Annotated in this window: 11 protein-coding genes; 9 read left to right on the top strand and 2 right to left on the bottom strand. The window is 35.9% G+C overall.

Annotated elements, in window-relative coordinates; genetic code table 11:
• Positions 1-8 precede the first annotated feature (8 nt).
• The 3 genes from der to adk are packed head-to-tail and all read left to right on the top strand — an operon-like array spanning position 9 to position 2411.
• Positions 9-1475 (top strand): ribosome biogenesis GTPase Der, encoded by a 1467-nt coding sequence (gene der, locus A9G09_RS09055; protein ID WP_065634504.1) that lies wholly within the window; start codon positions 9-11, stop codon positions 1473-1475.
• 3 nt (positions 1476-1478) lie between these two features.
• Positions 1479-1727: a zinc-ribbon domain-containing protein gene (locus A9G09_RS09060; RefSeq protein ID WP_065634505.1), complete on the top strand. Its 249-nt coding sequence runs from the start codon at positions 1479-1481 to the stop codon at positions 1725-1727.
• 39 nt (positions 1728-1766) lie between these two features.
• Positions 1767-2411, top strand: coding sequence for an adenylate kinase (adk, locus tag A9G09_RS09065; RefSeq protein ID WP_065634506.1), 645 nt, complete (start codon positions 1767-1769; stop codon positions 2409-2411).
• 55 nt (positions 2412-2466) lie between these two features.
• Here adk and A9G09_RS09070 read toward each other — a convergent pair whose 3' ends face one another.
• Both A9G09_RS09070 and ybeD read right to left on the bottom strand, forming a co-directional pair.
• Positions 2467-3744 (bottom strand): bifunctional O-acetylhomoserine aminocarboxypropyltransferase/cysteine synthase, encoded by a 1278-nt coding sequence (locus A9G09_RS09070; RefSeq protein ID WP_065634507.1) that lies wholly within the window; start codon positions 3742-3744, stop codon positions 2467-2469.
• A gap of 74 nt (positions 3745-3818) precedes the next feature.
• Complete coding sequence (gene ybeD / locus A9G09_RS09075) at positions 3819-4088, bottom strand: DUF493 family protein YbeD (RefSeq protein ID WP_065634508.1); 270 nt, start codon at positions 4086-4088, stop codon at positions 3819-3821.
• Between the two features lie 195 nt (positions 4089-4283).
• On the opposite strand from ybeD, the gene gss reads away from it, so the two are divergent.
• The 6 genes from gss (at position 4284) to A9G09_RS09105 (ending at position 16793) form a co-directional block, all read left to right on the top strand.
• Positions 4284-6158, top strand: a complete 1875-nt coding sequence (gene gss, locus A9G09_RS09080) for a bifunctional glutathionylspermidine amidase/synthase (protein WP_065634509.1) — start codon at positions 4284-4286, stop codon at positions 6156-6158.
• A gap of 251 nt (positions 6159-6409) precedes the next feature.
• Entirely contained in the window at positions 6410-7957 is a 1548-nt protein-coding gene (locus A9G09_RS09085) for an SrfA family protein (protein ID WP_065634510.1), read from the top strand.
• Between the two features lie 8 nt (positions 7958-7965).
• On the top strand, positions 7966-10992 hold the full coding sequence (locus A9G09_RS09090) for a virulence factor SrfB (RefSeq protein ID WP_065634511.1): 3027 nt from the start codon (positions 7966-7968) through the stop codon (positions 10990-10992).
• Positions 10989-13667: a putative virulence factor gene (locus tag A9G09_RS09095; RefSeq protein ID WP_065634512.1), complete on the top strand. Its 2679-nt coding sequence runs from the start codon at positions 10989-10991 to the stop codon at positions 13665-13667. The genes A9G09_RS09090 and A9G09_RS09095 overlap by 4 nt, the downstream gene beginning before the upstream one ends.
• A gap of 130 nt (positions 13668-13797) precedes the next feature.
• Positions 13798-14808 (top strand): hypothetical protein, encoded by a 1011-nt coding sequence (locus tag A9G09_RS09100; protein ID WP_065634513.1) that lies wholly within the window; start codon positions 13798-13800, stop codon positions 14806-14808.
• Positions 14809-14822: 14 nt separating this feature from the next.
• Positions 14823-16793: a vWA domain-containing protein gene (locus tag A9G09_RS09105; RefSeq protein ID WP_065634546.1), complete on the top strand. Its 1971-nt coding sequence runs from the start codon at positions 14823-14825 to the stop codon at positions 16791-16793.
• The last annotated feature ends 2 nt before the right edge of the window (positions 16794-16795 follow it).

Genomic DNA, 16795 nt, shown 5'->3' on the forward strand with positions numbered 1-16795 from the left:
AGATAAACATGATACCTGTAGTAGCACTAGTTGGTCGTCCGAATGTTGGAAAGTCGACTTTATTTAATCGCTTAACTCGGACTCGAGACGCCTTAGTCGCTGATTTTCCAGGATTAACTCGTGATCGCAAATATGGCCGAGCTGAGATCAAAGGTCATGAATATATCGTGATTGATACCGGTGGTATCGATGGCACAGAAGAAGGGGTTGAAAGCTTTATGGCTGAACAATCCCTACAAGCAATTGAAGAAGCCGATATTGTGCTTTTTCTGGTTGATGCCAGATCGGGTGTTATGCCTGCTGATCATGCTATTGCTAAACATTTACGCTCACGCCAAAAAGCGACTTTTTTAGTTGCTAATAAAATTGATGGTATTGATGTAGATACTGCTGTTTCTGACTTTTATGGTTTAGGATTAGGTGAAATTCACCCTATCGCGGCTAGTCATGGTCGTGGCGTAACCTCATTAATCGAAACTGTCTTAGATCCAATTTTTCAATTTGAATCAGAAGAAGCAACTGAAGTTAGTGTTCACAATGAACTAGATGATTTACCTGAATCATACGATGATTTAGGTGATGAAACCGAATCATTGATTAATCAGCCAATTAAAGTAGCTATTGTTGGCCGTCCAAATGTTGGTAAGTCAACACTAACAAATCGAATTCTAGGTGAAGACCGCGTTGTCGTGTATGACATGCCCGGCACCACTCGTGATAGTATTTATATCCCTATGACACGCGACGATCGCGAATATGTTGTGATAGATACTGCTGGTGTTCGTAAGCGTGGCAAGGTGACAGAAACCGTTGAAAAATTTTCTGTCATTAAAACACTGCAAGCTATTGAAGATGCCAATGTTGTTATTTTAGTCATTGATGCTAGAGAAGGTATATCTGACCAAGATTTATCACTACTTGGCTTTATTATTAATAGTGGGCGCTCACTTGTTATTGCAGTGAATAAATGGGATGGCTTATCACAAGATATTAAAGAACAAGTAAAAACTACGCTAGATGATAGACTGGATTTTATCGATTTTGCACGTGTTCATTTTATTTCTGCTCTCCATGGCAGTGGTGTTGGCAACTTGTTTGATTCAATTCAAGAAGCCTATGATTGTGCAACACGACGAGTTAACACTGCATTATTAACTAAAATTATGCAGATGGCTCAAGATGATCATCAACCACCTTTAGTTAAAGGGCGCAGAGTTAAATTAAAATATGCTCATGCGGGAGGATATAATCCACCGATCGTTGTGATTCATGGTAATCAAGTTGAAGAGTTACCTGATTCATATAAGCGCTACTTGATGAATTATTTTAGACGCTCATTGAAAATTATGGGGTCACCTATTCGTATTCAGTTTAAAGAAGGTGCTAACCCATTTGAAGGCAGAAAAAATAGTTTAACAGCATCTCAACAACGTAAACGCCGTCGATTAATGAAACATGTTAGGGGGCGAAAGTAGTTTATGTCAGAGCAAGTTACTATAGATGGTAAAGAGGGTTTTTGTCCTAAATGCCATCGTAAAATGCAAGTTGTTTCACCTCAACACTATGTCTGTTCTCATTGTAAGCAGCACTACCTTGAACAATACATTTGTCCAATTTGTCAGCAAAATGCTCAAATGATTAAAGGTTGTGGTGCAATTAATTATATTTGTCATACTGATGGTTTAATTGCTAGCAGTAAGGTGATATTTCACTATTTACCAGAGTAAAAAGACTTTATCTATATTAGAGTCATAAGAGGTTATTTTATGCGAATTATTTTATTAGGTGCGCCAGGCGCTGGAAAAGGCACTCAAGCACAATTTATTATGCAAAAATATGGTATTCCCCAAATTTCAACAGGGGATATGTTACGTGCAGCGGTTAAATCGGGTAGTCCACTTGGTTTGCAAGCTAAAGAACTGATGGATGCCGGTAAACTTGTTACTGATGAGTTGGTAATTGCGTTAGTTAAAGAGCGTATTGCGCAAAGTGATTGTGCTAATGGTTTTTTACTAGATGGTTTTCCTCGCACAGTGCCGCAAGCTGATGCAATGAAAGCAGCAGATATTGACATAGATTATGTGCTTGAGTTCGATGTTCCTGATGCAGTAATTATTGATCGTATGAGTGGTAGACGTATTCATGCGCCGTCAGGACGGGTTTATCATGTTCGCCATAACCCACCAAAAGTTGAGAATATTGACGATGTTACTGGTGAGCCATTAACTATTCGTAAAGATGATCACGAAGATATCGTGCGTAAACGTCTTGTTGAATATCATCAATTAACTAAACCTTTAGTGAGTTATTATCAGCATGAAGCTAAACAAGGTCATACACAATATTTCCGTATTGATGGTACACAACCTGTGGCAGAGGTTACTAAAGAGTTAGCTAAAATTTTAGGATAAATACTGATTAACTAAAAGAGCAAGAAGTTTAATTTATCTTGCTCTTTTTTTGTCATTATTTTGCAGCGTTAAGCGCTTGTTCTAAATCAGCAATAATATCATCGATATGTTCTATTCCAATAGATAATCTCACCATTTCTTGACTTACTCCGGCTTTTTGTAGTTCTTCATCATTAAGTTGACGATGAGTTGTTGACGCTGGATGACAAGCGAGTGAGCGTGTATCACCAATATTAACTAAACGCAGAATTAGCTTTAAAGCATCAATAAACTTAGCCCCAGCTTCTTTACCGCCTTTTATACCAAAAGATAAAATTCCAGCCGGCAAACCATTATCCATCTGTTTAACCGCTAAGTGATGCTCAGGATGAGTATCAAGACCGGCATAGTTGACCCAACTTACTTGTGGATGAGATTCTAAATATTGAGCGACTTTTAAGGTGTTTTGACAGTGACGTTCAATACGTAAAGATAATGTTTCAAGCCCTTGCAGTAATAAAAAAGTATTAAATGGCGAAAGTGCCGCTCCCATATTACGCAATGGAATAACTCGACAGCGCGCGATATAAGCAGCATCGCCAAAAGTTTCAGTATATGAAACACCATGATAAGAGGGATCAGGTTGATTTAACATTGGATATTTTTCCGGATATTTTTTCCATGGAAATTTACCTGAATCGACAATTATGCCGCCTAAACTATTGCCGTGACCGCCAATATATTTAGTTAATGAATGCACTACAATGTCGGCACCAAACTCAAAAGGACGACAAAGTGCTGGACTTGCTACAGTGTTATCGACAATTAAAGGAATACCATGTCGATGTGCGATCTCTGCAAGTGACGATAAATCAACAATATTCCCAGCTGGGTTACCAATACTTTCACAATATATTGCTTTAGTTTTATCATCAATTTGTTGTTCGATAGCTTGAAGGTTATCGTGCGGTGCAAACTTGGTTGTAATGCCGAAGTTAGGTAATGTATGAGCAAGTAAATTATACGTTCCGCCATATAATTTCGAGACCGAAACAATATTTTCACCGGTAAATGTAATAGCTTGAATAGCATAAGTAATTGCGGCCATACCTGACGCGACAGCTAATGCACCTATTCCTCCTTCAAGGGCACTTACGCGTGCTTCTAGTACAGCATTGGTTGGGTTAGTAATACGTGTGTAAATATTGCCAGCGACTTTTAAGTCAAAAAGATCAGCGCCATGTTGAGTATCATCAAAAGCATATGATGTTGTTTGATAAATGGGAACAGCAACGGCATGGGTGGTTGGTTCTGGACTATAGCCTGTGTGCAGAGCAATTGTTTCTGGTTTCATGTTAGAGCCTCATAATTATAATAATATAACAACAAGGCTCTATTTTGCGCAAAAAAATCTTAAAAGGTAAAGTGTTATAATACCATTCTTACGATATCAATATCACCCAACTCTTTATATAAATTCTCAATTTGATCAATGTGCGTTGCATTAATTGTAATTGAAACCGAATGATAATTACCTTTGCTACTTGGTTTAACTGAAGGTGTATAATCACCCGGTGCATGTTTTTGAATGACTGTCACCACTTTGTCAACTAATTCAGGTTTTGCTTCTCCCATTACTTTATACGTGAAAGAGCATGGAAATTCTAATAATTCATTTAATTTTGTTTTCTGTTGCATAATTTGATTTCTCAGTTAATCGGTATTTTTAATTACTAGTGTAATCTACTTTTTCCTATATATAGGCATTTTATGATTCTTCAAGTAACAAAAAATAAACATCGCTTTTTAAAGCTGTTAATTTGATCTATGATAAGAAAATTTTATTATTAGTTATAAAACATATCGTAACTATCAATCATAAGGCAATATAGCATGTTATCTCAGTCCAACAAAAAAGAACCTTTCGGCACATTATTAGGTTATGCACCGGGCGGCGTTGCCATTTATTCTTCAGATTATGAAACATTAGATCCCGAACAATACCCCGATGATGCATCCTTTCGCAGTTATTCAGGATACGAATATATGGGCTATAAGTGGCAATGTGTCGAATTTGCAAGGCGCTTTTTGTTTTTGAATTATGGTATTGTTTTCACTGATGTTGGTATGGCTCACGAAATATTTTCACTGCGCTTTTTAAGGCAAGTGGTTAATGAAGCTATTTTACCTTTACAAGCTTTTGCTAATGGTAGTAAAAAAATACCCGAAGCTGGTTCATTATTAATCTGGGATGATGGTGGCGTATTTGATAGAACGGGGCATGTTGCCGTTATTACCGAAGTATTTGATGACAAAATCAGAATAGCTGAACAAAATGTGATACATACGCGTTTACCTATTGGTCAGCAATGGACACGTGAACTTAAGATGACAGTAACAAATGAGGGTTATTTATTACACGATACCTTTGATGATACTAAAATTTTAGGTTGGATGATTCAAACAGATAAAACTGAATATAGTTTACCGCAACCTGAAGTAGCAAAACCATTACTTAAAATTCATAGTGCTCATATAACAAATAACAAACAATTTGAAAAAAAATGGCTTGATGAGTCAGATCCTTTAGAAAGCACCTATGTATTAGCTGCAGGCCATGCAATTAGCCATGATGATCATTATCGTTACTTTACTATTTCAGAAAGTGCTGAACAAGAATTAATCCGTGCGACGAATGAATTACATTTGATGTATTTGCATGCAACGGATAAAGTTTTGAAAAACGATCATTTATTAAATAATTTTAATATTCCAGAAATACTTTGGCCAAGATTAAGGCTTTCATGGCAACAACGCCGCTATCAAATGATTACAGGTCGTTTAGATTTTTGTATGGATGAGCGTGGTTTGAAAGTCTATGAATACAATGCAGATTCTGCGTCTTGTCATACAGAAGCAGGACAAATTTTGGAAAAATGGGCGGTACAAGCTGAACTCAATATTGGTACAAATCCAAGTGCAGGGTTACTCAATTCGCTTGCTAACTGTTGGAAGCATAGTGATGCACAAGCTTTTGTACACATCATGCAAGACGATGATAGTGAAGAAAACTATCACGCTTTATTTATGCAAAAAGCCCTGACTTTAGCTGGTTTTAAAAGCAAAATATTACGTGGCTTAACTGGTCTAAAATGGGATAAGCAGGGGCGATTAGTTGATGATGAAAATAGGCAGGTCACTTGTGTATGGAAAACATGGGCATGGGAAACAGTATTAGAGCAGCTTCGACAAGAAAGTGAGGCGCAAGTTGCTGGCTTACCAATTCGTACCTGGCATCCTGAAAATGCTGTCAGATTAATTGATGTGCTTTTAAGACCTGAAGTCTCGGTTTTTGAGCCTTTATGGACGGTAATACCAAGTAATAAAGCGATTTTGCCTGTGCTATGGTCATTGTTTCCTAATCACCGTTATTTATTAGAATCAACGTTTGAACTTAATGCAGATCTTATCAAAAAAGGGTATGCCATTAAACCTATTGCAGGTCGACGCGGCAGTGATATAGAATTAGTCAGTAGTCAAGAACAAACACTAGGCAAAACGGTTGGTCAATTTGCTAAGCAAGAAAATATTTACCAAGAACTTTGGTGTTTACCTAAGGTTGATGATCGATATTTACAAGTTTGCACTTTCACTGTTGGCGGTCATTATGGTGGCGCGTGTTTACGCTCAGATCCCACTTTGGTGATAAAAGGTGAAAGTGATATGCAACCACTACGTGTATTAACTGATGAGCAATTTATGAAATAATTTCTTTGTAAAGAAATTTCAGGTTATAGCGATACTTGATATAACAGGAATAAAACTAGTTTAGCTAAGTAAATGACTCTAACTTATTTATAATAAGTTCTCATAGTTATTGAATAACTATGGTCGACTAATAAAAAATTTTATGAAAAACTTACACTATTATTTAGTGTGGTTGTTTCCATAATTAGATTTTTGTTGAAATTGATTGAGTTACATAAAAATAATTAAAATAACGGGATAGAAAGGAATATATGATAAATACATTACTTCGCAGTGGTGATATTAAAGATTTCAAAATGCTTGGGCATGATGGGAAAGCCGCTTATCTTGTTGCAGCGCAAATCCGTGAAATGTTTAGAATTAAATTAGGTAAACAATATGCCGATTGTTTAGCTATACCACAACGTAATGATCAGGGTAATATTATTGATTGGTACATTCCTTTTGAATCAGATCAACCTGATGGACAATATGATATTGTACCTTGGACATCAGCGAGCGAATCAGAGCAAGAATCAGCTTTGATTTTACTCAAAGAGTTTGAACACAAAGTATTGAATTTTGGTAAACAGTTAGCAAGCAACCCTAATTTAGAAGGCGATCAACTGCTTTTTAGTCGCTTGATTTATGATCCTAACAATAAGAGTGATGACCTAGAACCCAATTTGATGGCAATTCGATTTCCAAGTAATCAATTTGTCTATATTGTTAACGGTAAACCAGTTATTACTTTTTGGGGATTTGTTTATCCGCAAACTGCGCAAGTCAATTCGCCATTTTATTGTTTAGAATCATTCAAACAACCAACTCCATCAACCAATCATACATTTACTGAGCCGGCCATTATTAACAAACCATGGTGGAAACGCTGGTGGCTCTGGTTACTTGCATTACTGCCTCTATTATTACTTTTATTGGCGATTTTTTGGCTTCGAGGCTGTTGGCAATCCCCTGTAGTATCGATTAATGCTGATTTAGGTAGAGATAATCATGTTTCTTCTCCTACTCCTACTATTACTGATGAAAAGCTGGAGCAAGATAAAAAAGATCCTGAACCTACTAATAAAGTAATAGATAGAAACATTAAAGTGGTTAACGGTGTAACAACCAACGGTCATGATATTATTGATGCCAACGGTGCCAAAGTGGATGGTGATGTTGTAGCTAACACGGTTAATCCTGTTGATTCCGCTACATTACCTAATGATGTTAAAGATGATAATAATCTTAATCAAAACTCAGACACGTTAAATAAAGATGATCAGGTTAATAATTCAGAAAAAGACAAAGTTGATAATCAAAATAAAAAAGATGATAAGTCACCGACTAGTGAACCTGATAAAAAAGATGAAAATAGCAAAGGGTCAATTCCACCAGATTTAGATGATGGTAAGCAAACAGGTACAGCAACTAACCCAGATCAAACTAATAATTTAGCTTTATCTCAAGATCAACTTAAACAGGGATCAACTAAATTTTTAGATGGTCAATGGTCTGTTGGAGGCGGTATTCAAGATAAAGCTACAGGCAAACCATTACAATTGAGTTATGACTTTAATGAAGGTAATGGTCAAGTTACCGTAACACGTAGTGATGGTGTTAAGTGTGTAGGTAAAGTAGATAGCGGTATTAACAAGTCGAATTTAAATATTGCCAGCAATACTGAAGCAATATGTAGTGACAATAGTAAATATCAATTACCAAAAATTCAATGTACGCCTGGTAAAAACAATCAAGCTGATTGCCAAGGGGTTTATGATAACGGGAAAAAATTCCCAATTACTATGAAAAAACAATAAGGTAGTATATGCTTCCAGAATTACGCAATTATGGTCAAGAAGTCACACTTATTATGAATAGTGGCATTCAGTTTCTTGATTTTGCACTTAAGATAGATTGGAAAGATAATCAATGGCGCAGTAAATTAAATGGTTATTTTATTGACCCATCTGAAAGCGGGGCATTAATAAGACTGATTGAGAATGCCGAGAGTGGTAAATTTTTTGCGCCAGATGATTTATCTTTTGCGGTTAAACCAACACAAGAAATTAGTGTTGAGCAATCACTAAAATTATATGATGGGATTTGGTTGCCAATTCCTGTCTTAAGATCGATTCCTCCAGAACGTTTTGATAAAGGACCACATAATTGGAGTCGTGTGCGAATTGTCAGTATTCCTGAGGGCGAAGATCCTGATGGCAATACCCATCGCATCACCTTTGCATTTGATACTAAAATTTTCACCAATATGCAAGATGTGATCTATTTAGCGCCTACCGAAAATGATGTTAAAACTGGAGCGGTATTTAGTTTGGCACATCGTTCAGATCACGTTTCATGGTATTTAGAACTTAAATGGGTAACTAGCTGGCTAATTGATTTATTTCAAGAGCTAGCACCTCAAACTGATCGTTTAAAAATACATAAAGATGATATTAATACAGAAATTAATAATAAAGCTTATTATGGACACTATCTAAATATCATCAATTTACTTGCTGATTCATTACAATTACCAACCATTAAGATTGTATCAAATGCTAAAGATGATGTGATTAAATCAATACCCGTTGATATGATCCTTGATGTGGGTAATTCACGCACTTGTGGAATATTGATTGAAGATCATGTGCAAGATAAAGATAGCTTAAATCGTCGTTATGAGCTTGAAATTCGTGATTTAGGTCAGCCTGAGCATATCTATAATGAACCTTTCGAAAGCCGTGTTGAATTTGCGCAAACTTTTTTTGGTAAGGAACATTTTTCGTTACAAAGTGGAAGGCGGGACACGTTTCGTTGGCCAAGTATTGTTCGTGTTGGGGCTGAGGCAAGCCGTTTAGCAAGTCAACGAGAAGGCAATGAAGGTGCTACTGGTCTTTCTAGCCCTAAACGCTATTTATGGGATCAAGATAAATATGAGCAAGGTTGGCGTTTTAATTCCCATTATGTAAAAAGTGATCATGAACCCTTTGCCACCGCTGAACCATTTTCGAGTTTAATTAACGAATATGGTGAAGCACTACATATTTTGAGTAATGATGTAGATGAAGAATTTGAACGTAAAATGCCGGTTTTTCATCCAAAATATTCGCGAAGTTCGTTAATGACATTCATGCTCTGTGAAGTTTTGATGCATGCATTAATGCAGATGAATAGCGTTGCGCAACGTAATAAACTCGAACACGCTAAAACGCCACGTAATCTACGTTCAATTATTTTGACCATTCCACCTGCAATGCCAAAACCAGAACAAGCCATTTTTAAAAGTTGTGTATACCAAGCTATTGGACTTGTATGGAAAAGTCTTGGTTGGGATAGTTCTGATGATAATATTGATTTTAATAATCCAGAACAATTAAAAAGTGTTTGGCCAAACATCCCCGAAGTTTATATACAATGGGATGAAGCGACTTGTGGACAAGTTGTATATTTATTTAACGAAACACAAAATAATTACAATGGGCGAAGTGAAGAATTTATTGCGTCAATGGTACGTCCAGATAAAACCAATAAACAAAAACTCACAATTGCAACAGTAGATATTGGTGGTGGTACAACCGATTTAGTTATAAACGATTATGAGCTTGATTATGGAACCAGCAAGCAAATCAATAGCAGTAATGCTTATATTGTTCCAATTCAACGTTTTCGTGATGGCTTTAAAGTGGCGGGTGATGATATCTTACTTGATATTATTCAAGACACTGTGCTCACAGCTTTGACTAATGGCTTAAAACAAGCTGGGCTTACTGATCCTAATCCAATTTTATCCACAATTATTGGTTCACAGCAGCTTTCTATTCAAGATGCTGTATTACGTCAACAACTGACTTTACAGTTATTTACGCCATTGGGTTTGCAAGTACTAAAAAGATATGAGCTTTATGATCCGCTGCATGCCGAGCAACATGTGTATAACGCTACTTTTAGAGAGCTATTACAGCATAATGTCATGACTGATCATGTGCTTAATTTTATTAATGAACCGATTCGGCGAGCACTGAATAATCCTACTTTTTCAGTATTGGATTTAAATATTGAGATTAATCTTAAACGAATCCATTATTTATTTATACGTGGTGATTATTACAATATTTGTAAAACGTTTGACGCACTGTCTGAAATCATTAGTTGTTATCAATGTGATGTATTATTGTTAACCGGTCGCCCGTCACGTTTACCTGGTGTACAAAGTTATTTTCGATCGCGCTTGTCGATTCCAGCGGGAAGAATCTTACCATTACATGGTTATTATACTGGCGGTTGGTATCCATTCCATAAACAAGAACGTATTGACGATCCTAAAACAACCGCGGCTGTTGGCGCTATGTTATGCTTTTTAAGTAAAAATTTACGTTTACCTAATTTTTATTTTAGATCATCAAATATCGATTTATATTCTACAGTTAAATATATTGGTCTTTTAGATAATCTTAATATGATAAAAAAGGAAAATGTTTATTATCGAGATATTGATTTAGATGATCCTGATTATGACTTTCCCGATACCTCTTTTGAGATCCGTGGTACTACACGGCTCGGTTTCAAGCAATTAGAAATCGAGCGTTGGCCGGCGTCACCAATTTATATTTTAACCATAGAAAACAGTGAAGTAGCTAAACGCTTGAGTACTGAAGGTGTGGTATTAGAAGTGACATTAGGCATAAAAAGTCGACAAAAAACCATTGAGAATTTTTATATTAAAGACGTTAAAGCTTCTGATGGGCGTGCTTGTAATAAAAATCAGGATATTAAATTGAACCTAAATACAATGGTTAATTCTGGATTAATAAGTACACAATATTGGCTTGATAGTGGAATGATAAAACGATGAATAATTTAAATGAACAACTTCCTAAATCTTGGGATCAAGTGTATCAAGCGTCAGCACAAGCGATTGAATGGGTGAAACAGACTCGTGATTCATCCAAACGATTGAATAGCGAGGCTGATAACTTAATTCTTGATCTTCGTCGTTTACGTAATACAGCCAAAAGATTGGGTGATGTCTCAAGTAAATCTGTGGCGGTCGGTTTTTTTGGATTATCGCAAGCGGGTAAATCTTATCTTATCTCGGCACTAGCTGCCGGTGAAAACGGTAAACTTGAAACAGTTGTTGACAATGAAGTGTTAGACTTTATTGAACATGTTAATCCTGTTGGAAGTGGTAAAGAAGCAACTGGACTGGTTACCCGTTTTAGTCGTATAGCCAAAGGGGGAATAGCCAACTACCCATTAGAATTAAGATTATTTCAAGAGATTGAAATTGTAAAAATTTTAATTAATGCTTATTTTAAAGATTTTGATCAACAAAAAATCACGAATAAAATCGAATTCTCTTCATTGAAGCAGCTGCTTCTACAGCTCGAAGGCAAGAAGCAAACTGAGCGTACTGGCGGCATAAGCGAAGACGATATTGTTGATCTTTATGATTATCTTTCCGAAAATTTTGGCAATGCTTTAGAAGGATTGAAAGGCGGATATTGGGAAAAGGCGATGCAATTACTCCCATATCTTTCAATACCTGATCGTGGTGAACTTTTTTCGGTGTTATGGGGTGGCATAAACGAATTGACTGTGACTTATACCCAACTTGCCACGACTTTAACCAGCTTAAACCATGTTGATACTGTTTATGCCCCACTATCGGTCTTAGTGAAAGATAATAATGGCGTTAAATCGCAAATTGATAGCATTATGAACGTCGATATTCTTGAACGATTAAATACCGATCGCGATACTCAAGTCACTATTACTCCATTAAATGGTGGACCAACTACAATATCTATCGCTCAATTAGCGTTCTTGACTGCTGAGCTGATTTTTCCTTTAGTCAATCCAACACGTGTTGCCACTTTTGAAAAAGTTGATTTGCTTGATTTTCCTGGGTATCGCGGTCGTTTGAATTTGATTTCTGTCTCTGATGTTAAGGAAGGTAACCCGATCGCTCAGCTTTTATTGCGAGGTAAAGTGGCTTATCTTTTTGAAAAATACACTGATAATCAAGAAATGAACGTGCTTGTTGTCTGTACGCCATCAGACAAACAGTCTGATGTTAATGATGTCGGCCCTGTGCTTGAACGTTGGATTGATAAAACCCAAGGTGAGACAGCTGAAAAAAGAGCGACAAAAAAAGCAGGATTATTATGGGCGATTACCATGTTTGATAAACGTATTGGTAGCTCATTAATACTTTCAGAAGATAATCTCAAAAATAGCTGGGGTAAAGGTGGATTACTACAACAAACTATTTTAGAGCGCTTTGGTAATTATGATTGGTTAACAAATTGGTCAAATGGTCATAAATTCAATAATGTTTTTTTAGTGCGAAAACCCGGTTTTGATGTGCCGTTTTTAAACGTTGATGCTACTTCTAACCGTGAATTATCTTATAACGATAGTTATCAACAGAAAATGTTGCTATTGAAAAAAACGTTTATTGAAAATCCCGATATTGAACAATATGTTAATCAACCGGCTACAGCGTGGGATGCTATGTTGCAGCTAAATGATGGGGGTATTGAACGCATTAGCCAATATTTAGAACAAGTTGCCATTACTGAAGTTAAGCAACAGCGTATTTTAGAGCAGCTTAATGAAAAAATTGATTATATTATAAATATGCGTTTTGATACTTGGTATCATGCTGATAGTGATGAAGAATTAAGTAAGAAAAAACAAATTATTACTGATGTAGTGAAAGAACTACAAGGGAAAGCATTATTACTTGGCGAATTACTCAAAACTTTAGAACTGCCGGATCAAACTATCCGTGCGCTTTATCATACGAGTAATATTGATACTGAAACAACTCAAGATACTAATGATGTGCATGCAAATAGTGATGATTTATCAACTGATTTTGGCTTAAATACTGATTTTGAGTTATTTTCTGATGCAACCTTTGCTTCTGAAGTGACGCTTACATCTTCGTTACCTACCGAGTCAAAATTAGCCAAAACAGTTTTTACTGCTTGGTTGGATTATTTAAGAAATATGGTATTAGATAAACATGTTTTGCAGTTTTTTGGTTTAAATCAGAAATCGTTATCTTTTATCGTCGAAGAGTTAATCACAGCTGCAAATCGTTTAAAGCTTGAGGCAAATTTAACTGATCGCATTTTAAATAATGAAAATACAGGTAGTAAACGTGATGATCTTGAGTCAAGACAAGTGAGCACCATTCATACTTTGTTAGCAGATTTTATTGCTTGGCTTGGTTTTGTTCAGGGGCAAGCTGTTGATATACCAATGAGCCGGGTGAATCAAGGTAAACCTATTTTTTCTTCACCGGTAGCTGAATTTACGCATCAGCAATCGCATCCATTGCCTATATTAGATGAGAAAACTAAAAATTATTCTCAGTATGCAATATTCGATTGGTTTATTGCATTTGCTATGCTTGCTCAAGAAAACATTGGACATCATGCTGGGCGTGAAATTAGTCAAGAACAAAATAGTCGTCTAGGCGAGATTTTGGCTAGCTTTAAGCAAGCTTATATAAATTAATGTTATAACAATAAGATTGAAAAATTAACAAAAAATAATATTAGATCTTCCTGATTTTAAATGAAAATTTTGTTATTGATAACTGAATGACAAAATAGGTTGGCGATTGGGAAGCGAAATAGAGGATATTATGGCATTAAGAATTGAATTAGAAGGTTATAAACCTGGAATTGCGAAGTTTTCGGCAAAAAAGTGGAATGGTAGTGCTGATATCGACATGCTTATACAGCGTAATCAAGATGGTTATTATTTATCTGGTTTGCAACAATGGGGACCCGAAAAGAGTTGGCATTCAATAGCTGATTTGTCAGTGGATAATCAACAAATTAGCGGTTATGTGAGTGAATGGTTAGTTGATTCATTATTATCTCAAGACAATACTAAACGGTTTTTAATACAGTTACGTGACAAACAAAACCAACGTTATATTGATGGTGGTGTTGTTAGTATTGCCGAAGATGTACTAGCTTCAACAGCATTAAATGTTGTACAACCGTCTTCAGATAATTCACCGGTTGAAACCAAATCACTTACTGAACCTGTTGAACTACCTGAAGAGCCTGAACAAACCCCCAACATTGAGACGCAAAATGATGACCTTGTTGAGCCGGTTAAACTTGAGGTCGAAACAGTAATTGAACCAGAGATTGCTCAGACTCCTCAGTTAAAAAAATCGAAAAGTAAATTAGGCTTGGTTATCACTATTATCATTGTTCTATTGATTTTAGCTGGTCTTGGTCTAGCTGCATGGTATTTTTTAGTGTTTCAAAAAACACAACCTGTCGAACCTACAGCTCAAGTTAATACGCAATGCAGTTTAAATAGTACCACAACAGACGATCTGGCTTTTATTCAACAGTGTTTACAAACCAAGCCAGATACTCAGGCAATTATCCAGTTAATTAATGATGCAAAAAAGGCGGATAAATGTAATATTGCTCAGCGTCTATATGCAAATCAAGCCCAGCAAAATGGCCAGATTGCTTTCCTTTATGCTAAAGAGTATGACGAAAAGTTTTATCAAACAAATAATTGTTTTAAAGCAGATAAAGGTACAGCAAGTTATTGGTATGAAACTGCATTAGACCATGATCCGAATAATACATTAGCTAAAGAACGATTAGACGAGTTACAAAAATAATGGGGAACACAGGTATGAAAAAAATAGCCGTTTCAAAATTAGTTATCAGTCTAACTTTTGCCTGTATGCCGTTGATAAGTTTAGCTGCTGAACCACTAAAACAAGAAGGTAAAACAACACTTTATCAACGAGTGTTAAGTACACCAACTTGTGAATTGAAAAAAAATATTACTGATCCAACAGGCGCTACATTACCTGCTTTTTCTCGATATTATGTGTATGAACGAAAAACAGATAATAATCAAGAGTGGCTTAGTATTGGGCCTGATTCATATGGTAATACAGTAGGTTGGATAAATAATTCCTGTGCAATAGCATGGAATATGCAAATGACATTGGTTTTTACCAATCCGGTTGATCGTGATCCTCTATTATTTTTTAAAGATAAAGAGGCTTTAACCAAAATTGTAGATTCAGATCAGCCCGAAACTTTGTTAAAACCCATTCGAGACTCATTAAATGCTGATAAAGCAACGCCTGAAATTGTGGCGCAAGAGCCGAAAGAGTATATTGATTTTAAAACGAACTTTTATTTGTTACCTATTTTACAAGGTGAAGAGGTAATGAATGGTAAAGGTTTTTATGAGCGAGTTTTAGAAGTCGCTTCAGTGAGTAAACAAGATAAATTGGTTAAAAATAACACTAATTCTAATTCCCCTAATAATCAAAGCTCGGATGATGCTGCTAATCAAGTTGTACCATTTAAAGCTGCAATTGTTTTTGTCATTGATTCAACCATATCAATGGATCCTTATATTTCAAGAACCAAAGAGGCGGTTGAACGTGTTTATCAACATATTGAAAAGGAACACTTACAAAATCAGGTTAAATTCGGTTTAGTATCGTTCCGTTCTAGTTTAAAAGCGTCAGATAAATTGGAGTTTGTTTCTAAAATTTTTGTTGATCCTAATAAAGTTCAAAATAAAGAAGAGTTCATGAAATTAAGTGCTTCACTCAAACAAGCAACTGTTTCAACTTCTTATTTTGCGGAAGATTCTTATGCAGGTGTTGCACAAGCGCTAAATGATATTAATTGGAATAGTTTTGGCGCGCGATATATGATTTTAATTACTGATGCTAGTGCCATTCCTGGTGACGATAAACTGTCTAGCACCGGTATGGATGCTGCGCAATTAAGGCTTGAAGCTCAGCATAAAGGTGTTGCTATTTATGCACTGCATTTAAAAACACCAAGTGGTGAAAAAGATCATCAAGTCGCTGCCGCGCAATATTCTGATTTAACCTACAATGATTTTATTCATAAATCACTTTATTACCCTGTTAATGCTGGTGATGTTCAAGAATTTGGTAAGAAGGTTGATTTATTAGCTGATGCGTTGTCTGAACAAGTAAAATTAGCGTATAAAGGTGAAGCATCTGTAGGTAATGCACTTAATGCTAAAGATGATGATTCGGATATGCTAAAAGATGCATTATTATTGAGTAAAGCAATGCAGCTTGCTTATTTAGGTGATACCAATGGAACTAAAGCCCCTTCAGTTTTTAAAGCATGGATTGCTGATAAAGATTTTGTCAAACCAACAATACCAACAGCAGAGCCTCGGATTTTATTAACTAAATCGCAATTGAGTGACTTAAGTGATGTGGTTAGTAAGATTGCTCATGCGGCTAATGATGGATTGATTTCTTCTGATGATATGTTTTCACAATTACGTTCTGTTGCCGCAGCTATGGGGCAAGATCCAAGTAAACTAAAATCAGATTCAGTTACCAAAATTGCTGATTTAGGTTTGCTTGGCGAATATCTGGATAATATTCCTTATAAAAGTGATGTTACTGGACTGGATCAAGATACTTGGAAAAGTATGAGTGGACTTGAACAAGAAAAATTTATTCGTAATCTTAATAGCAAAATTCGTTATTATCAGAAATGTAATGCCGATGTTGATCGTTGGATTTCATTAGCTGAAGGTAGTGATCCTCGTGATAATGTTTATCCTATCCCATTAGAAATGTTACCGTAAAG

The sequence above is a fragment of the Gilliamella sp. wkB292 genome (assembly GCF_001690235.1).
Classification (GTDB): domain Bacteria; phylum Pseudomonadota; class Gammaproteobacteria; order Enterobacterales; family Orbaceae; genus Gilliamella; species Gilliamella apicola_F.